The organism is Streptomyces sp. NP160 (assembly GCF_006335115.1).
GTDB lineage: Bacteria > Actinomycetota > Actinomycetes > Actinomycetales > Quadrisphaeraceae > Quadrisphaera.
In genome coordinates, this window is record NZ_VDMJ01000006.1 from 1 (window position 1) to 19,310 (window position 19,310).

Consider the following 19,310-nt stretch of genomic DNA (forward strand, 5'->3'; position numbering starts at 1 on the left):
CCACGCCCCGTCCACCCGCAGCTTGGTCAACGGCACCTGCACACTGACCTCCGTGCCCGCCGGCCAGTACTCCCGCGGCCGCCAGTGCACCCGGTCCGCCCCGATCCAGCGCCACGCCCCCTGCACCGCCGACCCGTCAGGAGCGGTCGTGGTCAGCTCGATCGCCTCGGTCAGCCCCGCCCGCTCGGCCTTGGGCACCTCCCGCGTGAAGATCACCACCACGGGCATCCCGACGCCCACGACCTCCCCGTCCAACGGCATCATCTTGGCCCGCACCGCCGCGTCCTCACCGGTCACCGTGAACGGCAACGACACCGACGCGCTGCGCCCCTCAGCGTTGCTCGCGGTCGCGACCGCGGTGTAGGACGCCCCCAGCTCCAACGGCTCCCGCGGAGACCAGGACCCGTCCCCAGCACCACTGCCCGCGACCGCCGAGCCGTCAGCGCCGGTGACCACCACCTCCGCCAGCTCCCCACCGGAGACCGTCGCCCGCAGCACCGGCACCGGGGAGGTCACCCCGTCAGCCCCCGCACCCTCAGCGACCAGCGATACCTGCGCCGCCGGCACCGCGGCCCGCGAGGTCTGCGCCGGGGCGGCGGCGCTGCCGCCACCGGAGGCGGAGGGGCCGCACCCGGCCAGCACCCCAGCCCCACCGACCACCCCACCAGCCACCGCCAGCAGGAACACCCGCCGGCTCGTGCCGCTCACCCCCGCGCACTCCACCCGCATAGCGTAGGTCGGGCGACTCCGCCACCCGGGCGCTTCGGGGGGAGCCGCACCGACCTCCGCGCTCCCGCGCACGTCAGGTCAGCGACCTGCGACGACGGGGTCCACCACGAGGAGGACGACCGACGATGACGCGCACCCGGTGAGCCCGTCCGCGGGCACGAAGGCCGCTGCGGTCTGGTCGGGCGGGTACACCCGCAGCCCCTTCGCCGCCTGCGGCTGGCACTGGGCGGCGTCGTAGTCGCCGGCCTCGGCCACGCTGAGGTCGGCGTAGGCCGAGGCGCCGGGGCCGAGGCGCACGGGCGCCGGGCTCCCCTCGCGGGTCGCCGCCGCCCCCAGCTGCTGGCCCGAGTCGCCGGTGACCAGCGAGACGCCGGGGTGGCCGTCCAGCGCGCACGCCGCGGAGCCGCGGTTGGTGAACTGGATCGTGTCGTGCTGGTGCCCGGCGCTGGCGCCACCCTCACCCGGCAGCAGGGACAGGGCCAGGTCCGCGGTCCGGCACGCCGGTACCGCCCCGGACGTCCCACCACCGCTGCCGGACGAGCCGGTGGCGGGGGCACTGCCCGTGGGAGAGGAGGCCTCCGAGCCGACGGGGGCGCCGCTGGACCCGTCGCTGGCCGCCGACGACGAGCCGGCGGCGGTCGAGGCCGTGCTCTGCGGGGGTCCCGTGGTGGCTCCGCCCGGGTCCGTGGCGGCACCCGCGGACGAGCACCCGCCGAGCGACCACGCCAGCACCCCGGCGCTCGCGACCACCGCGACCCGCTGCAGCGCAGCGCGGGCCGATCCCCCCGTCACCCCGATCATGCGGCAACAGTAGATCGCTCAGGCAACTTTCGCCGGGGCGCCCGGCCCGCACCCCGAGGGGTCAGATGACGCGGGGCTCGCCGCCGTCCTCGGAGACCACCGGGCGGCCGGCGTCCTGCCAGGCGCCCATGCCGCCGTCGACGACCACCGCGTCGTAGCCGTTCTCCTGCAGCCACGCCGCGGCGCGGGCGGCCCGGCCGCCGGCGCGGCAGAGGACCTGCAGCTCGGCGTCGTCGGGGAGGTCGTCCAGGCGGGAAGGGAGGTCACCCAGGGGCACGTGGATCGCGCCGGGTGCATGGCCGGCGTCCCACTCGTCCTGCTCGCGGACGTCCAGGAGCACGGCGCCGTCGGGCACCTGGTCGGCGCTGACCACGGGGGCGGGCTCGGTCATGCGGGGCTCCTCGTCGGCTCGGGCTGGTCGTCGTCGGCACTGCCGGGACGGGCGCCGCGGCGGTCGTCGTCCTGCTGGGCGACTCCGGCGCCGGCGGCGTCCTCGTCACCATCCTGCGCCAGCGGCTCCACGCGGATGCGGGAGGGGCGGCGCCCGTCCAGCTCCACCACCGTGAACACGTGGCCCAGGTCCCTGACCTCGTCGCCCAGGCCCGGCAGCACCCCCAGGGACGTCATGACGAAGCCCGCGAGGGTCTCGTACGGCCCCTCGGGCAGCTCGACGCCGGTGGCCTCGTGCACCTCGTCGCGGTGCAGCAGGCCGTCCAGCTCCACCGGGCCCGTGGCGCCGCTGGACCAGCGGGGCTCGCCGGCGTGGGGGTCGTACTCGTCCTCGATCTCCCCGACCAGCTCCTCCACGAGGTCCTCGAGGGTGACGATCCCGTCGGTGCCGCCGTACTCGTCGACGACGACGGCCAGGTGGCGGCCGCTGCGGCGCATCTCCGACAGCGCGGGCAGCAGCGTCTTGCTGCCCGGCAGCAGCGCCACGGGGCGGACCAGGTCGGACACGGTGCCCTCGTGGCCGCGGTGCGCCGCGGTGAGGAGGTCGCGCACGTGGACGAACCCGAGGACGTCGTCGGAGGACTCCCCCGTGACGGGGTAGCGGGAGTGGGGCTGGTCCTCCACCACGGTGACGGCCTCCTCCAGGTCGAGGCCCGCGGGCAGGAAGTCGACCTCGGTGCGGGGGACCATCACCTCGGACAGGCGGCGGTCGGCGGCGTCGAAGACGTCGGCGACGATGCGGCGCTCGGTCTCGTCGAGCTGCTCGTGGGTGGAGACCATGTCGCGCAGCTCCTCCTCCGTCACCTCCTCGCGGGAGGCGTTCGGGTCGAGCCCGATGAGCCGGCCGACGAGGTCGGTGGAGCGGCCGAGCAGCCACACCACGGGAGTGGTCACCGCGGCGATCCGGTCCAGGATCGGCGCCACGAACAGGGACACGCCCTCGGAGCGCTGCAGCGCCAAGCGCTTGGGCACCAGCTCGCCGAGCACCAGCGAGACGTAGGTGACCAGCGCGGTCACCACGACGAGGGCCACCACGTCGGCCACGCCCTCCGACAGACCGAGGGACACCAGCCACGGGGCGACGACGACGGCGATCTGGCTGCCGCCGAACGCCGACGCGAGGAAGCCCGACAGCGTGACGCCGATCTGCACCGCGGACAGGAAGCGGTTGGTGTCGCCCGTGAGGCGACCGACGGCGGCGCCGCGGCCGCCCTTGGCGGCCATGGCGCGCACCTGGCTCTCCCGCAGCGACACCACCGCCAGCTCCGAGCAGGCGAAGAACCCGCCGACGAGCACCAGGACGACGACGACGGTGACGTTCAGGAGCAGGCCGGGTTCCACGCCGTCCAGTCTGGGGCAGGTGCGGGGTGCGGACCCGTCGGTCGTCGTCCACCCGGGGGTCCCCCCTCGAGGACGGCCCCCGGCGGCCGGGTCAGCGCAGGAACTTGGAGGTGCGCCGGTCGGCGAGCGGCTTGCCGCCGGTCTGGCAGGTGGCGCAGTACTGCAGCGACCTGTCCGCGAAGGACACCTCGCGCACCACGTCACCGCAGACCGGGCAGGCCTCGCCGGTGCGGCCGTGCACCCGCATCCCGGCGCGCTTGGCGTCCTTGAGCTGGGACGCCGGCTTGCCCGTCGCCGCGGCCACGGCGGACGCGAGCACGTCCTTCAGGGAGGCGTAGAGGCGGGACACCTCGTCGTCGTCGAGCTTCCCGGAGACCGCGAACGGGGAGATCCGTGCGGCGTGGAGCACCTCGTCGGAGTAGGCGTTGCCCACCCCCGCCAGCACGGACTGCTCGCGCAGCAGCCCCTTGACCTGCTGGCGCGAGCCGGCGAGCAGCGCCTGCAGAGCGGTGAGGTCGAAGGAGTCGTCGAGGGGGTCGGGCCCCAGCGAGGCGATGGCCGCGACCTGCCGCGGGTCGCGCACCACGTGGACGGCGAGCCGCTTGTGGGTGCCCTGCTCGGTGAGGTCGAACCCCGGTCGACCGTCCTCGCCGTCGTCGAACAGCACCCGCAGCGCCAGCGGGCTCTTGCCCGGCCGCACCGGGGTGGTGGGCAGCTGCTCCGACCAGCGCAGCCAGCCGGCGCGCGACAGGTGGACCACGAGGTGGAGTCCGTCCAGGTCGAGGTCGAGCCACTTGCCGTGCCGCGCCACGCCCGTCACCGGCAGGCCCGCGAGCGCCGACGGCGGCGGGTCGAAGGTCTTGAGCACGTTGATCGCGCCGACGCCCACCTCGGCGACGACGGCCGCACCGCCCCCGGCGGCGGGGCGCTCCACCAGGCGCTGGCGGAGGAACCCGGCCAGCGCCTCGACCTCGGGCAGCTCGGGCACGCGGCCAGCGTGGCAGCCCGGGAGCGGGACCACCTCGCGGCGGGCAGCATCGTCACCGTGCCGGACCAGCGAGCCCCCCTCTCCGGCGACCCGGGCCACCGGGACGACGAGGGGCGCGGCCGCGCCGACGGCGTCGCCCTGGCCTCGCCGACCGGGCGGGCGGTGCTCGTGGCGAGCACGGCCGGCTCGGCGGTGGCCTTCCTCGACGCGCAGGTGGTGTCCGTGGCGCTGCCGAGCATCGGCCGCGACCTCGGCGCCGACCTGGGCGTGCTGCAGTGGACCGTCAACGCCTACACGCTGAGCCTCGCCGCGCTGGTGCTGCTCGGCGGCGCGCTGGGCGACCGGTGGGGCCGTCGGCGCGTGTTCGTGGCGGGCGTGGCGTGGTTCGCGGTGGCCTCGGCCGCCTGCGCCCTGGCGCCCACCGCGGAGGTGCTCGTCGCGGCCCGGGCGCTGCAGGGGGTGGGCGCGGCGCTGCTGACGCCGATGTCCCTGGCTCTGCTGCAGACGGTCCTGCGCCACGAGGACCGCGCCCGCGCCATCGGCCTGTGGTCGGGTGCCACCACGCTCGCCACCGTGGCCGCGCCCGTGGTGGGAGGGGCGCTGGTGGCCCTCGACTGGCGCCTGGTGTTCGCGCTGAACCTGCCGGTGGCCGCCCTCGCCGTCGTCCTGGCCCGGAAGGTGCCCGACACCCGCGACGAGGCCGCCCGCACCCACCGGCTCGACCTGCCGGGCGCGGCGCTGGGGGCTGCGGCGCTCGCGGGGCTGACGTGGGCGCTGACGCGCGCCGGGGAGTCGTCGGGCGCAGCGGCCGACGCCGCGGTGCTGGGCGCCGCCGCCGCCGCGGTGGCGCTCGCGGCGGGCTTCGTGGTGCGGGAGCGGCGCGCGGCCTCCCCCGTGGTGCCGCCGTCGCTGTTCGCCGACCGCACCTTCACCGCCGCCAACGGCTTCACGCTGCTCGTGTACGCGGCGCTCTCGGGGATGCAGCTGCTGCTGGTGCTGCAGCTGCAGGTCTCCCTGGGGTGGACGGCGCTGCAGGCGGGGCTGGCCACGCTGCCCTCCTCGCTGCTGCTCGGGCTGCTGTCGGGGCGGGCCGGGGCGCTGGGGCAGCGGCTCGGGGCGCGCACCATGCTCACCGCCGGGGCAGCGACGGCGGCGGTGGGCCTGCTGCTGCTGTCCGGTGCCTCGCCGGGAGACGCGTACGCCACCGCCGTGCTGCCGGGGGTGCTGGTCATGGGCCTCGGCTTCGCGGCCTTCGTCGCCCCGCTGACGGCCGGGGTGCTGGCGGCGGCACCGGCGGAGCTGGCGGGGGCCGCCTCGGGCGTGAACAACGCGGTGGCGCGCACGGCCGGCCTGCTGGCGGTGGCCGCCCTGCCGGCCGTGGTCGGCCTGTCGGGCAGCGCCTACACCGACCCGGCGCTGCTCACACCGGCCTTCCGCTCGGGGATGCTCGTGTGCGCCGCCCTCGTGGCGGGCGGGGCGCTCCTGGCCCTGCTCGCCCTGCCGCGCGCCGGGGCCGCCGCTGCGGAAGAGTGATCGCATGGCTGCTCCCGGAGGACTGGTCCGCCCTCGCAACGGCAAGATCATCGCTGGTGTCTGCGCCGGTCTGGCGCGGCGCTGGGGCATGAGCCCCACCCTGCTGCGCCTGCTCGCGGTGCTCTCGTGCCTGCTGCCGGGCCCGCAGGTCATCGCGTACGTCGCCCTGTGGGTCGTCATGCCCAAGGAGCGGTAGGACCCCTCGCGCGGAGGCCCCGGCGTTGCGCCGCGCCGGGAGCGCGCGGTGGGATGACGGGCATGCACCCCCGCGCCGGCCAGAAGGCCCGCCCCGAGGACCTCGTCGACCTCGACGCCCTGCTCGCCGCCTACGCCGAGCGGCGGCCGGACCCCTCCGACCCCGGCCAGCGCGTGGTCTTCGGCACCTCGGGCCACCGCGGCTCCAGCCTGGACTCGGCCTTCAACGAGGCCCACATCCTCGCCACCACCCAGGCGATCGTGGAGCACCGCGCCGAGGAGGGCGTGAGCGGTCCGCTGGTCATCGGGCGCGACACCCACGCGCTGTCGGAGCCGGCCTGGCGCAGCGCGCTGGAGGTGCTGGTGGCCAACGGCGTCGACGTCCTGGTCGACAGCCGCGACGGCTACACCCCCACCCCGGCCGTCTCCCACGCGATCCTGCGGCTCAACGCCCAGGGCGTGGCCGGTGGCGCTGACGGCATCGTCGTCACGCCGTCCCACAACCCGCCCCGCGACGGCGGCTTCAAGTACAACCCGCCCACGGGCGGGCCCGCGGGCTCGGACGCCACCAAGCGCATCGCCGCCCGCGCCAACGAGCTGCTCGAGAAGGACCTCGACGGCGTGCAGCGGGTCTCCTTCGACGAGGCGCGCGGTCGCGCCGGCTCCTACGACTTCCTGGCGCACTACGTCGACGACCTGCCCTCCGTGCTCGACCTCGAGGCCGTCAGGGCGGCCGGGGTGCGCATCGGCGCCGACCCCCTCGGGGGAGCAGCCGTCGGCTACTGGGGCGAGATCGCCTCGCGGCACGGCCTCGACCTCACCGTGGTGAACCCCGAGGTCGACCCGCGCTGGGCGTTCATGACGCTGGACACCGACGGCAAGATCCGCATGGACTGCTCCTCGCCGTCGGCGATGGCCTCGCTGCGCGAGATCATGGCGACCGGTGACGGCGGGACCGCCCCGTACGACGTGGCCACCGGCAACGACGCCGACGCCGACCGCCACGGCATCGTCACGCCCGACGGCGGTCTGATGAACCCCAACCACTACCTCGCCGTGGCGATCTCCTACCTCTTCGCCCACCGCCCGGGCTGGGGCGCCGGGACGGCCGTCGGCAAGACGCTCGTGTCGTCGTCGATGATCGACAGGGTGGTGGCCTCGCTCGGGCGGACGCTGCTGGAGGTGCCGGTGGGGTTCAAGCACTTCGTGCCCGGCCTGCTGGACGGCTCGGTCGGCTTCGGCGGGGAGGAGTCGGCCGGCGCCTCGTTCCTGCGGCACGACGGCACCACCTGGACCACCGACAAGGACGGGATCCTGCTGGCGCTGCTCGCCAGTGAGATCAGGGCCGTGACCGGCCGCAGCCCGAGCGAGCTGTACGCCGAGCTGGTGGCCCAGCACGGGGACCCGGCCTACGCCCGTGTCGACGCCCCCGCCTCCCGCGAGGAGAAGGCCCGTCTCGCGGCCCTGTCGCCCTCCGACGTCAGCGCCGACACCCTCGCCGGTGAGGCGATCACGGCCGTGCTGACGGAGGCACCCGGCAACGGCGAAGCCGTCGGCGGCCTCAAGGTGGTCACCGAGAACGCCTGGTTCGCGGCCCGCCCGTCGGGCACCGAGGACGTCTACAAGATCTACGCCGAGTCCTTCAGGGGAGCCGACCACCTGGCTGCCGTCCAGGAGGAGGCGCGTGAGGTCGTGGGCAGGGCGCTCGCCGGCTGAGCCCCCCGCCTGGGAGGATCAGGCATGCCACGTCCCGCCGCCAGGCCGTCACGCCTGGTGAGGTGGTCGGCTCCCGTGGTCCTCGGGCTGAGCATCGTCCTGCTCGACGTGCTCCAGGGCCCCGGCGTCCAGTACGCCGGGACCCTGGTGTCGGTGCCCCTGCTGTCGGCCGCGCTCGGAGGGCCGTTCGCCACGGCCGGTGCGGGTCTGCTCGCGCTCGGGCTCTCCTACGGGACGGGCTGGCTGGAGTCGACGCGGTCGGACTACGTGCCCAACAGCGACGTGGCCATGACCCGGCTGCTGATCATCGCGGTCATCACCGTCGTCGCCGTCGTCGCCGCCTGGCACCGCACGCGCCGCGAGCGCAGCGCGGGCCAGGTGGCGGCCGTCGCGGACGCGGCCCAGCTGGCCATCCTCGAGCCCCCGCCGCGCCGCATCGGAGGCCTGCGGTGCGCCAGCGCCTACCGGTCCGCCGCCCAGCTGGCGCGCATCGGCGGTGACCTGGTCGCCGTGGTGGAGACCGAGCGCGGGGTCCGGGCGCTGGTCGGAGACGTGCAGGGCAAGGGCCTGGACGCCGTCAGGCTGGCCGGCTACGTGCTCGGCAGCTTCCGCGAGCGCGCCCACGACGGACTGGAGCTCGACGAGCTGGCCGGCGCCCTCGACCTCACCGTGCGCCGGGCGTCGCTGGGCCAGGAGGTGTTCGTCACCGCGACGCTGGTGCAGGTGGACGGCGCCACGGGAGACCTCGAGGCCGTCTCGTGCGGTCACCCCGCGCCCTTCCTGGTCTCCCCCGGGACCGGTCGCGCCCGGGTCCTCCCCGTCGAGCCCGGACCTCCGCTGGGCCTGCTCGAGCTGACCGGGCCGCCCGCGGTGCTGCGCGGACGCCTGGAGGCGCACGACCGGCTCGTGCTCGTCACCGACGGGCTGCTGGAGGCGCGCCGGCCACGTCCGCTGTCGCGGCAGCCCGGTGGGCCGTTCGTCGACGCCGAGGCGCTGCTCGCCGAGCACCTCGCGGGCGGGTCCCTGGCGGACGGTCTGGACGGCGTCGTCCGGGGTGTCACCCGCTGGTCGCGCGGACGCCTGCGCGACGACCTCGCCCTGCTCGTCCTGGAGCGTCCCCCTGCCCCGGCACGGTCGGCGCAGCCCTCCGCAGGCGCCGAGGACGACGAGCGCGGCGCGCGCTCGCAGCGGTCGGGGTCGACCCGCCGCTGACGTCCTCCCCACGGGAGGCGCCCGGGGTCCCGCGGTGGGACCGCCTGACGGGTGCCGAGCGCACCCCTGGCAGGCTGTTGCGTCGCCGCGGAGGGGTCGACGGGACGGTCGGCGCACCCGGCGGGACGGCGTGCGGATGCGGACGGAGGCCTCGGTGAGCGGCAGTGCGAGCGGCCTGGCCCGCGAGACGGCGGGCGAGCAGGAGCGCGTCGACGAGCGGTACGCCCGGCTCGACCTGCTCCGCTCCTCCACGGAGCGGCGCCTGCGCGACGTCCGTGCCGCCGGCTCCACCGGCACCCCGGCCGCGCGCATGGAGCGCGACGCCTTCGCGACCCTCTACGAGGACCGGCTGGCCCAGCTGCGCGCCGTGGAGGACCGGCTGGTCTTCGGCCGGCTCGACCTCGAGGACGGCGACGTCCGCTACGTGGGCCGCATCGGCCTGTCGGACGAGACCCAGGAGCAGCTGCTCACCGACTGGCGCGCCCCGGCGGCCGAGCCGTTCTACCGCGCCACGGCCGCTGACCCGCTCGGCGTGGTGCGCCGCAGGCACCTCACCCTGACCGGGCGCACGGTCACCGCGCTCGAGGACGACGTCGTGGCCGACGGCGCCGCCCTCCCCGAGGGCATGGTCGTGGCCGGGGGCGGCGCGCTCATGGCGGCGGTCACGGCCGCGCGCACCGGGCGGATGCGCGATGTGGTGGCCACCCTGCAGGCCGAGCAGGACGCCGTCGTCAGGGCCCCGCTGCCCGGCGTCCTGGTGGTGCAGGGCGGCCCGGGCACCGGCAAGACGGCCGTGGCCCTGCACCGCGCGGCCTACCTGCTCTACGCGCACCGCGAGCGCATCGCGAGGTCCGGCGTCCTCGTGGTGGGACCGAACCGGGCCTTCCTGCGCTACATCGACCAGGTGCTGCCCGCCCTCGGAGAGACCGGGGTGGTCATGGCGAGCCTGGGCGAGCTGTACCCGGGCGTGCGCGCCACCGCCGTGGACGACGACGACGTCGCCGCCCTCAAGGGCGACCCGCGGATGGCCGAGCTGCTGGCGGCGGCGGTGCGGCAGCGCCAGCGCGTGCCGGAGCGGCCGCTGCGCCTGTCCGTGGGGACCCACGCCGTGGTGCTGAGGCCCCGCACGGTGCGCGCCGCGCGCGACGCGGCGCGCGACTCCCGCCAGCCGCACAACGCCGCGCGCACGTCCTTCGTGCGCCGCGTCATGAACGACCTGGTGCGCCAGCTGGCCACCGCGCACGGGACCCGCAGCGACGAGCTGGACGCCGACACCCGCCAGTCGCTGGAGGCCGAGCTGCGGGAGTCCCCCGACGTGCGCCGCGAGGTCAACCTCTGCTGGATGCCGCTGACGCCCGTGGGCGTGCTGCGCGACCTGTGGGCCAAGCGCGACCACCTGGCGGGGGCCGCGGCCGAGGCGTCGCGGCAGCAGGGTCAGCACGGCCGCGCGTGGCGCCGCGAGGAGCTGGCGCGCCTGGCGCGGCCCAAGGACGCACCGCTGACCGTGGCCGACGTCCCGCTGCTGGACGAGCTGGCCGAGCTGCTGGGGGAGGACCCCACCTCCGGCGCCGTCGACGCGGCCCGCGCCGCCCGCGAGCGCGCCGACCTCGTGGCGCAGGCGCGCGGGGTGCTGGAGTCGGGGCTGGTCGACCCCAGCGGCGGCGGGGCCCTGAGCGCAGAGGGGCTGGCCGAGCGGTGGGCCTACGACGGACCGCGCGGCAGCGTGGCCGAGCGCGCCGAGTCCGACCGCACCTGGGCGTACGGCCACGTGGTGGTCGACGAGGCGCAGGAGCTGTCGGCGATGGCGTGGCGGGTGCTGGCGCGCCGCTGCCCGTCGCGGTCCATGACCGTGGTGGGCGACCTCGCGCAGACCTCCAGCGCCGCGGGCGCGCACGACTGGGGGCAGGCGCTGGCCCCCGTCCTGGGCACCGGCACGCGCACGCGCAGCGGGGTGGACCTGTCCCGCACCTTCACCCTGTCGCGGCTCACCGTGAACTACCGCACGCCGCGGCAGGTCATGGACCTCGCCAGCCGGGTGCTCGAGGCCCACGGGTCCCCCGAGGAGGCCCCGAGCTCCATCCGCGACGCCGAGGTGCCTCCCGCTGCCGTCGGGGCTCCGGCACCGGCCGGGTCCCCCGCGTGGACGGCGGCGGTGGTCTCCGCGGTGCGCGGGCAGGTGGAGGTGCTCGGCGCCGGCCGGCTGGCCGTCGTGGCGCCGCACCCCCTGGTCGCGGGTCTGCGGGCAGCGCTCGGCGAAGCGCTCGCGGACGGCGACGTCCGCGGCGTCGACGAGCCGGCTGACGCCGCCGTGACCGTCTCCGACGTGACGGGCGTCAAGGGGCTGGAGTTCGACGCGGTGGTGCTCTGCGAGCCCCGCGCCGTGCTGGAGGCCTCACCGCGCGGCGCCGGGGACCTCTACGTGGCGCTGACCCGACCGACGCAGCGCCTGCTCGTCGTCTCCAGCGCGCCGCTGCCCGCCGGGATGGAGGGGCTGGCCGCGCCGGCCGGTGGCCTCAGCTCCCCGCCACCTCCGGCGTCCGCGGCGCAGGGGCCTCGGCGCCGAGGCTGACCGGCAGCCCGCAGCCCTCGAACAGGCCCCGGTCCGCGTCGAGGAAGAAGACGAGGTCGCCGATGCGCGGCTCGCCGTCCTCGCGGACCGCCAGGACCACGAGCGCCCAGGGGGTCCAGCGGGTGGGCAGGCCGTCCGGCCCGGCGGAGGCGTGGTCGGGCCGGTACTGCGCCAGGGCCAGCTGCCCGTTGAGGCGGGTGCGCAGCACGCGCGAGCCGCGGCAGCCGGCGCCGGGTCCCACCAGCCAGGCGGCCACGTCGGCCGGCCCCTGCAGCCACAGCGAGTAGGGCGGCATGGACATCGTCGCCTCGGCGTGGAGGAGGGCCACGAGGGCGTCGACGTCGTAGCGCTCGAAGGCGTCGGCGTAGCGCTCCAGCAGCGCGGCGTGCTCGTCGCTGAGCGGCGTGGTGGACGCCCGCTGCGCGTCGTGGGCGGCGATGGTCGCGCGGGCGCGCTGCAGCAGGCTGTTGACCGAGGCGACCGAGGTGTCCAGCAGGGCCGCCACCTCGTCGGCGTGCCAGTGCAGCACCTCCCGCAGGACCAGCACCGCGCGCTGGCGGGGCGGCAGCAGCTGCAGCGCCGCCACCAGGGCCAGCCGGACGGACTCGCGCTCCTCGGCGACGGCGGCGGGGTCCGCGGCGGGCGCGGTGCCCAGCACGCGGGCGTCAGGGGCGGGCTCCACCCAGGCCGCCCGCTCCAGGGGGGCGCCCAGCGAGGAGACCACCGGCGCCGACGGCGACGGTGACATGTCCACCGGCAGCGCGCGCCGCTTGCGCCCCTCGAGGTGGTCGAAGCAGACGCGGGTGGCGATCCGGTACAGCCACCCGCGCTGCGCCGACGCGTCGCGCAGCGAGTTCGAGTGCCGCCACGCGCGCACCATGGCGTCCTGCACGGCGTCCTCGGCGTCGGCCAGCGAGCCGAGCATCCGGTAGCAGTACCCGGTGAGCTCCCTGCGGAAGCCCTCCAGCTGGAGCTCGGCCCCCTCGACTGCGGTGTCGAGGCCCCCATCGAGCGCGGTCATGTCCCCACCGTGCCAGACACCACCGACACCGGGGATCCCCCGGACGGCCCAGCGGCCGCGGTCAGCGGACCACGTAGCGGCCCGGGCGGTGGTTCATCGCCACCACGGCGTTGAGGACGACGACGCCCAGCAGCGAGGCGAGCACAGAGCGCCACCCGACCACGGCCAGGGCGGCGAGCATGACCGCCGCGTCGAAGGCCATCTGCACGTACCCGGCGCGCCAGCCGAAGCGCTCCTGCAGGTGGAACGCGAGGATGCCGAACCCGCCGGCGCTCGCGCGGTGGCGGAACAGCACGAGGAAGCCCAGGCCCAGGCTCAGGCCCGCGAACGCCGTGGCCAGGAGCACCGGCATGTGCACCTCGACCACGTGGCCGAGCACGTCGGCGAGCACGGACGTCAGGCCCACGCACACCAGGGTCCTCACGGCGAAGCCCCACCCGAGGCGCCTCACCGCCAGGCCGTAGAAGGGCAGGTTGAGCAGGAAGAAGGCGACGCCCAGGGGCACCGGGCCGAGCCCGGCGACGATGAAGGCGACACCGGCCAGGCCCCCGGAGACGGCTCCCGCCTCCTGCAGGAGCAGCAGCGCCCAGCCGAGCAGGAACGAGCCCACCACCAGCGCCGCGGCGTCCTCCAGCGGCGTGTGCGGCGGGGGCGTCGGCACCGGCGGTGCGGGCGTGGTGGTGGGTGCGCTGCTCACGGCGCGCACGGTAGGCCAGGTGCCGGCGCCGCAGGAGCGCGCCGCGGCAGACGGGTGGGGTGGGCGCGACGGTGGGCCGGGACGCCCCTCTCCCCGTAGAGTCGGCCGGACATGATCCTGCTGCTGACGGCGCACTGCGCCGCCGCTGCCCTGGCCGTGCCCGTCGTGCGCCGCTGGGGTCCTCGGGGGGTCCTCCTCACGGCGCTGGCGCCCCTGGCGGTGCTCGCCTGGCTGGTGGTGCAGTGGGCGTCCGGCACGGCCGGGTCGGACGGCTCCTCCGTGCGGGAGTCGGTGCCGTGGATCCCGGACCTCGGCGTGGAGCTCGCGCTCCGCCTCGACCCGCTCTCGGCGATCATGGTGCTCGTCGTGGCGGGCGTCGGTGCGCTCGTGCTCGTGTACTCCTCCGGCTACTTCGCCGGAGACTCCCAGGCGCGCACGCGGCAGCGCACCGTCCCCCTGCTGGTGGCCTTCTGCGCCGTCATGCTCGTGCTCGTCCTCGCCGACGACCTGGTGCTGCTCTACGTGGCGTGGGAGCTCACGACGGTGCTGTCGTGGCTGCTCATCGGCGGTGACGGCAGGTCGCGCGCCGCCCGCTACGCCGCCAGCCAGGCGCTCGTCGTCACCACCGCCGGCGGCCTGGCGATGCTGGTCGGCATCGTCGTCCTCGCCGTGAGCACCGGCACCACCTCGATCAGCGGGCTGCTCGCCGACCCGCCCGCAGCGGGCGCGGCCACCACCACCGCGGCGCTCCTGCTCCTGGCCGGAGCGGTCACCAAGTCCGCGCTGCTGCCCACCACCGCGTGGCTGCCCGGCGCGATGGTGGCCCCCACGCCCATCAGCGCCTACCTGCACGCCGCGGCGATGGTGAAGGCCGGCGTCTACCTCATCGTCAGGTTCGGCCCGGTGTTCACCGAGGTGCCGGCCTGGCGCTGGACGGTCGTCGTGCTGGGTGGAGCGACCATGGTGGTCGGGGCCTGGCGCGCATTGCGCCAGCACGACCTCAAGCTGCTGCTCGCCCACGGCACCGTCAGCGAGCTGGGCTTCATCGCGCTGCTGGTCGGCGCGGGCGGCCGCACCGGGGCCATCGCCGGCACCGGCCTGCTGCTCGCCCACGCCATGTTCAAGTCCTGCCTGTTCATGGTGGTCGGCGCGATCGACCACGGCGCCCACACCCGCGACCTGCGCCGGCTCTCGGGCCTGGCGCGCCGCGCGCCGGCGCTGCTGGTGGCCTCGGTGCTCGCCGCCGGGTCGATGGCGGGGTTCCCGCCGATGCTCGGCTTCATCACGCACGAGGCCGCCTTCGAGGGCTTCGTGGCCGGTGGCGGCTGGCCGCCGGGAGCCTCCGCCGGCGCGGACCTCTTCGTGCTCGTGGTGCTCCTCGTCGGGTCCGTGCTGACGGCCGCCTACAGCGCGCGCTTCGTGTGGGGAGCCTTCGCCACCCGCCGGCTGCCCGAGGGCGCTCCCGACCCCGACGCCTTCCACGCACCGGGCCGGGCGGTGCTGCTCCCGCTGCTCGTGGCCGCCGGGGGCGGGCTGTTCACGGGGCTCTTCCCGGGCCCGGTCGACGGCGTGGTGGCCGCGGCCACCGCCGGCTTCCCGGCCGGGCCGGAGGAGTACCACCTGGCCCTGTGGCACGGGTTCACGCCCGTGCTGGCCCTGTCCGCGGTCGCCCTGGGGCTGGGCGCGGCGCTCTTCGCCGCCCGCGCCCGCGTGGAGGCGCTGCAGCGCCGCCTGGACGTGCCGGCCCTGGTCCCGCTCACCGGCGGACGCTTGCAGGACCGCGCCCGCGGGTGGATCGACGCCGTCGCCGCGGCCACCACGCTGGTCTACCAGCGCGGGTCGCTGCCGCAGTACGTGCTGACCGCCGCAGCGGTGCTGGTGCTCGGTCCGGGCACCGCGCTCGTGGTCGCCGCACTCACCGGCTCGTGGCCGACCGACTGGCGGTGGTGGGACGAGCCGCTGCAGGCCGCTCTGGTGGTCGTGGCCCTCGCCACGGCGGTCTCCGCGGCGGCGAGCAGGAACCGCCGCGCGGCGTTCGTGATGGCCGGCGTCTCGGGGTACGCCGTGGCGGGGCTCTTCGTCGTGGCCGGCGCCCCCGACGTCGCCCTCACACAGGCCCTGGTGGAGAGCGTCACGCTGGCGGCCGCCGTGCTGGTGCTGCGCGGCCTGCCGCCCACCTTCGAGCCCTCGCCCGACAGCCTGGTGAACGGACCGCGGCCGTGGGTGCGGGCGGTGCTGGCCGTCGGCGCCGGCGCCGTGGCCTCCCTGCTCGCAGCGGTGGCGCTGGCCGCCCGCGAGGCCACCCCGGTCTCGGTCGACTTCGCCCGGCTGGCGTACGAGCTCGGCTACGGCGAGAACGTGGTCAACGTGACCCTGGTCGACCTGCGCGCCTGGGACACGTTCGGGGAGATCACCGTGCTCACGGTCGCCGCGACCGGTGTGGCGAGCCTGGTCTTCCTGCGCCACCGCACCGGGCGCGCCCCCCGCCTGCGCTCCGGCCCGGGCGGTGGCCGGGCAGCGGCGGGGCAGCCGTCGGGCGCCACGACCGTGGCCTCCACCTGGCGCTCCTCCCAGGACTTCGCCCCCGGCCCGGACGCCGCGCCGTCCACCCGCTGGCTGCCCGCGGTGAAGACCCTCGCGCCGGCGCGCCGCAGCCTGCTGCTGGAGATCGTCGTCAGGCTGGTCTTCGGCACCGTGCTCGTGCTGTCGGTGTACCTGCTCTTCGCCGGCCACAACCTCCCCGGTGGCGGCTTCGCCGCGGGCCTGGTCACCGGGCTCGCGCTGTTCCTGCGCTACCTGGCAGGGGGGCGCTACGAGCTCGGGGAGGCCGCCCGGGTCGACGTCGGCGTGCTCCTGGGCTCGGGGCTGCTCATCGCCGCCGCCTCGGCGGGCGTGCCGCTGCTCCTCGGGGCCCAGGCCACGCAGACCGCCGACACCTACCTCCAGGTCCCCCTGCTCGGCGAGGTCCACCTGGTCAGCTCCCTCGCCTTCGACGTCGGGGTCTACCTCGTGGTCGTCGGCACCGTGCTCGACGTCCTGCGCAGCCTGGGCGCCGGCATCGACGCCCAGCAGGAGGAGATCGAGGCCGACCCCGCCGCCCTCCACGACCAGGAGGACGGCGACGACGACGGCGAGCCCGGGCCCGACGAGATGCCGGGTCCCGGCGTCGAGGCCGACGGCACCGCTCCGGTCGACCTCGCCACCGCCGACGCGGAGGACGCCGACGACGCCGAGGAGACCGACGCCGCCGACGTCGAGGCCGGTGCCGAGGGGGCTGGTGCCCGGTGAGCCCCACGATCGTCCTGACCGTCGCCGTGGGCGGGCTGGTGGCCACCGGCGTCTACCTGCTCACGTCCCGGCACCTCACGCGCGTGGTGCTCGGGGTGCTCGTGGCGGGCAACGGGGTGAACCTGCTGCTCATCGCCGCGGCCGGCCGAGCGGGGCGGGCTCCGGTGCTCGACCCCGACGGGGAGATCACCCTCGAGACCGCCGCCGAGTCGAGCGACCCGCTGCCGCAGGCGCTGGTGCTCACCGCCATCGTCATCACCTTCGCGGTCACCGCGTTCCTGCTGGCCATGGCCTACCGCACCAGTCGCATCGAGGGCACCAAGGGCGACGACGTGGTGCGCGACACCAGCCCGCAGGGCCGTTCGCGCGGGGAGGCCGCACCCCCCGGCGAGGCCAGCGAGAGCGCCGACAGCGTGGACGGCCCGGACGGCGCGCCCGTCGCCCGGGGCGCCGAGAGCGCGCCGGGCGGCTCCGGCGGCCCGGTGCTCGGCGCGGGGAACCGCCCCGCTCCCAGCTCCGAGGACGGCGCCGCCGAGGGGGCGAGGCCCTGATGCGCGTCCTCCTGCCCCTGGCCGTCCTGCTCCCGGTGCTCGGTGCGGCCCTGACCCTGGTCCTGGGCAGCCACCCGGTCTGGCAGCGCTGGGTGAGCGTCGCGGTGCTGTCCGGCGTGACCGCCACGGCGGTGGGGCTCCTGGTCGGTGCGGCCACCGACGGGCCCCAGTCGGTGGTGCTGGGCGCCTGGCCGGCCGGCGTCGGGATCTCCCTGGTCGCGGACAGGCTGTCGGCGCTCATGCTCCTGACCTCGTCCGTGGTGACGCTGTCGGTGATGCTGTTCTCCGTCGGGCAGGGCAGCACCGGTGACACCGAGCGGACCCCGGTCTCGATCTACCACCCCACGTTCCTGACCCTGTCGGCCGGCGTCTCCATCGCCTTCCTCGCCGGCGACCTGTTCAACCTCTACGTGGGCTTCGAGGTGCTCCTCGTCAGCAGCTACGTCCTGCTGACCCTGGGCGGCACCGCGGCTCGCGTGCGGGCGGGGATGACGTACGTCGTCGTCTCGATCGTCTCCTCGCTGCTCTTCCTGACGGCCATCGGCCTCGTGTACGCGGCGACCGGCACGGTCTCGATGGCCGACCTGCCGGGGCGGCTGTCGGGCCTGCCGCTGGCGGTGGCCGTGGCGCTGCAGCTGGCGCTCCTGCTGGCCTTCGGCCTGAAGGCCGCCGCGTTCCCGCTGTCGGGGTGGCTGCCCGACAGCTACCCGACGGCGGCGGCGCCGGTGGCGGCCGTCTTCGCGGGCCTGCTCACCAAGATCGGCGTCTACGCCATCTTCCGCACCCAGACCGTCCTCTTCGGCGGGGTGCCCTCGGCGGCGGTGACCACCGGGCTGGTGGTGGTGGCCGTCGCCACGATGGTGGTGGGGATCCTTGGGGCCATCGCCCAGAACGACCTCAAGCGGCTGCTGTCGTTCACGCTGGTCAGCCACATCGGCTACATGCTCTTCGGCGTCGCGCTGGGCAGCCGGGAGGCGCTGGGGGCCGCGGTCTTCTACGCCGTCCACCACATCCTCGTCCAGACGGCGCTGTTCCTCGTGGTGGGCCTGGTCGAGCGGGCCGCGGGCACCACCTCGCTGCGCCGCCTCGGCGGTCTCGGGGGCGCGGCCCCCGGCATCGCCCTGCTCTTCCTGCTGCCGGCCCTGAACCTCGCGGGCATCCCGCCGTTCTCCGGCTTCGTCGGCAAGCTCGCGCTGCTGCGCGCCGGCGCCGCAGACGGCGGCCTGTCCGCCTGGGTGCTGGTGGTGGCCGGTGTGGTGACGAGCCTGCTCACGCTGTACGCCATCTCCCGGGCGTGGGCCGCCACCTTCTGGTCGGGTCGGGCCACCCGCCTCGACCCCGAGGTGAGCCCCGAGGCCGCTGCCGCGCGGGCCCACCGCGTCCCTCCGGCGATGGTCGCCGCTGCCGCGGGCGTGGTGGTGGTGGTCAGCGCGCTGACCTTCGTGGCGGGCCCCCTGCTCGCCCTCGCCGACGGCGCCGCGGACGACACGCTCGACGTCCCCCGCTACACCTCGGTGGTGGGCGGTCTGGACGTGGCGGGCGCCGACGGCAGCGGCGGCACCGACAGCGGGGAGAAGTCACCGTGAGCGCGCAGGCCGCGTCCCCCCGGCCCCCCGGCAGCAGCCACGAGCCGTCACTGACCCGCCCCGGCCTGCGGGGACGGCTCCCCCACCGGCGCCAGCTGCCCATCCTCACGTGGATGGTCGTCTTCTGGTGCGGGCTGTGGGGCTCGGTCAGCCCGCTCGTGGTGGTCGGGGGCGTGCTGGTGGCGCTGGCGCTGGTCGCGGTCTTCCCCATGCCCACGCTGCCGCCGGCGCCGAGGCCGTCGGTGGTGGGCTCGGTGCGGCTGGCCGGCTACGTGCTGGTCGACCTGCTGCGCTCGAGCCTGCAGGTGGCGTGGTTCGCCGTGCGTCCCGGGCCCGTGCCCGCCAGCGCCATCGTCGCGGCACCGCTGCGCTCCCGGTCCGACGCGATGATCGCGGCCACCGCCGAGATCCTCAGCCTGGTGCCGGGCACGCTCGTGGTCGACATCGACGTCCCGAGCGGCACGCTGTACCTGCACGCCCTGGTCACGGGCGACCCCGAGACCGTCGGCGACGACGTCCGCGCCAGCGTGCGGCGCATGGAGGAGCGGGTGCTCGCGGCCCTGGCCCCGGGGGCGCTGCGCGACGGCGTGGCCGTCGCTGACGACGTGAGGGAGGCCAGGAGCTGATGGGTCT

Annotated in this window: 16 protein-coding genes; 9 read left to right on the forward strand and 7 right to left on the reverse strand. The window is 76.2% G+C overall.

What is annotated here, in order from left to right:
• The 5 genes from FHN55_RS22525 to FHN55_RS04120 all read right to left on the reverse strand — a co-directional run.
• Window positions 1–708: Ig-like domain-containing protein (locus FHN55_RS22525; protein ID WP_257570683.1), on the reverse strand; the 708-nt coding region annotated here is incomplete at its 3' end.
• A gap of 99 nt (window positions 709–807) precedes the next feature.
• A complete protein-coding gene (locus FHN55_RS04105) occupies window positions 808–1,530 on the reverse strand; it encodes a DUF4232 domain-containing protein (RefSeq protein ID WP_139710995.1) in 723 nt (240 codons plus the stop codon).
• 61 nt (window positions 1,531–1,591) lie between these two features.
• Window positions 1,592–1,921 (reverse strand): rhodanese-like domain-containing protein, encoded by a 330-nt coding sequence (locus FHN55_RS04110; protein ID WP_139710996.1) that lies wholly within the window; start codon window positions 1,919–1,921, stop codon window positions 1,592–1,594.
• On the reverse strand, window positions 1,918–3,321 hold the full coding sequence (locus FHN55_RS04115; RefSeq protein ID WP_257570684.1) for a hemolysin family protein: 1,404 nt from the start codon (window positions 3,319–3,321) through the stop codon (window positions 1,918–1,920). Before FHN55_RS04115 ends, FHN55_RS04110 begins: the two co-directional genes overlap by 4 nt.
• A 91-nt stretch (window positions 3,322–3,412) precedes the next feature.
• A complete protein-coding gene (locus tag FHN55_RS04120; protein ID WP_139710997.1) occupies window positions 3,413–4,309 on the reverse strand; it encodes a DNA-formamidopyrimidine glycosylase family protein in 897 nt (298 codons plus the stop codon).
• Window positions 4,310–4,366: 57 nt separating this feature from the next.
• Between FHN55_RS04120 and FHN55_RS04125 the strand changes: the two genes are divergently transcribed.
• From FHN55_RS04125 to FHN55_RS04145, 5 genes are all read left to right on the forward strand, one after another.
• Window positions 4,367–5,842 carry an MFS transporter gene (locus FHN55_RS04125; protein ID WP_139711189.1) on the forward strand — a complete coding sequence of 492 codons (1,476 nt, stop codon included), beginning with the start codon at window positions 4,367–4,369 and terminating at the stop codon, window positions 5,840–5,842.
• Between the two features lie 4 nt (window positions 5,843–5,846).
• Complete coding sequence (locus tag FHN55_RS04130; protein ID WP_139710998.1) at window positions 5,847–6,038, forward strand: PspC domain-containing protein; 192 nt, start codon at window positions 5,847–5,849, stop codon at window positions 6,036–6,038.
• 62 nt (window positions 6,039–6,100) lie between these two features.
• The gene (gene pgm, locus FHN55_RS04135) at window positions 6,101–7,753 is read left to right on the forward strand and encodes a phosphoglucomutase (alpha-D-glucose-1,6-bisphosphate-dependent) (protein WP_139710999.1); all 1,653 of its coding nucleotides are present in this window, start codon (window positions 6,101–6,103) and stop codon (window positions 7,751–7,753) included.
• Window positions 7,754–7,777: 24 nt separating this feature from the next.
• Window positions 7,778–8,965, forward strand: a complete 1,188-nt coding sequence (locus tag FHN55_RS04140) for a PP2C family protein-serine/threonine phosphatase (RefSeq protein WP_139711000.1) — start codon at window positions 7,778–7,780, stop codon at window positions 8,963–8,965.
• 154 nt (window positions 8,966–9,119) lie between these two features.
• Window positions 9,120–11,534 carry an AAA family ATPase gene (locus FHN55_RS04145; protein WP_257570685.1) on the forward strand — a complete coding sequence of 805 codons (2,415 nt, stop codon included), beginning with the start codon at window positions 9,120–9,122 and terminating at the stop codon, window positions 11,532–11,534.
• Here FHN55_RS04145 and FHN55_RS04150 read toward each other — a convergent pair.
• Both FHN55_RS04150 and FHN55_RS04155 read right to left on the reverse strand, forming a co-directional pair.
• Window positions 11,479–12,555 (reverse strand): RNA polymerase subunit sigma-70, encoded by a 1,077-nt coding sequence (locus tag FHN55_RS04150; RefSeq protein ID WP_139711002.1) that lies wholly within the window; start codon window positions 12,553–12,555, stop codon window positions 11,479–11,481. The two genes, FHN55_RS04145 and FHN55_RS04150, sit on opposite strands and share 56 nt — an antisense overlap.
• Before the next feature lie 61 nt (window positions 12,556–12,616).
• Complete coding sequence (locus FHN55_RS04155; protein WP_218974338.1) at window positions 12,617–13,252, reverse strand: YitT family protein; 636 nt, start codon at window positions 13,250–13,252, stop codon at window positions 12,617–12,619.
• Between the two features lie 111 nt (window positions 13,253–13,363).
• On the opposite strand from FHN55_RS04155, the gene FHN55_RS04160 reads away from it, so the two are divergent.
• Genes FHN55_RS04160 through FHN55_RS04175 form a run of 4 tightly spaced genes read left to right on the forward strand, consistent with a single transcriptional unit; the run spans window position 13,364 to window position 19,303 of the window.
• The gene (locus tag FHN55_RS04160) at window positions 13,364–16,540 is read left to right on the forward strand and encodes a Na+/H+ antiporter subunit A (RefSeq protein WP_180357631.1); all 3,177 of its coding nucleotides are present in this window, start codon (window positions 13,364–13,366) and stop codon (window positions 16,538–16,540) included.
• Window positions 16,537–17,091, forward strand: a complete 555-nt coding sequence (locus FHN55_RS23195; RefSeq protein WP_218974339.1) for an NADH-quinone oxidoreductase subunit K — start codon at window positions 16,537–16,539, stop codon at window positions 17,089–17,091. The genes FHN55_RS04160 and FHN55_RS23195 overlap by 4 nt, the downstream gene beginning before the upstream one ends.
• Window positions 17,091–18,677 (forward strand): Na+/H+ antiporter subunit D, encoded by a 1,587-nt coding sequence (locus tag FHN55_RS04170; RefSeq protein ID WP_139711003.1) that lies wholly within the window; start codon window positions 17,091–17,093, stop codon window positions 18,675–18,677. The genes FHN55_RS23195 and FHN55_RS04170 overlap by 1 nt, the downstream gene beginning before the upstream one ends.
• Window positions 18,674–19,303, forward strand: coding sequence for a Na+/H+ antiporter subunit E (locus tag FHN55_RS04175; RefSeq protein WP_139711004.1), 630 nt, complete (start codon window positions 18,674–18,676; stop codon window positions 19,301–19,303). Before FHN55_RS04170 ends, FHN55_RS04175 begins: the two co-directional genes overlap by 4 nt.
• The last annotated feature ends 7 nt before the right edge of the window (window positions 19,304–19,310 follow it).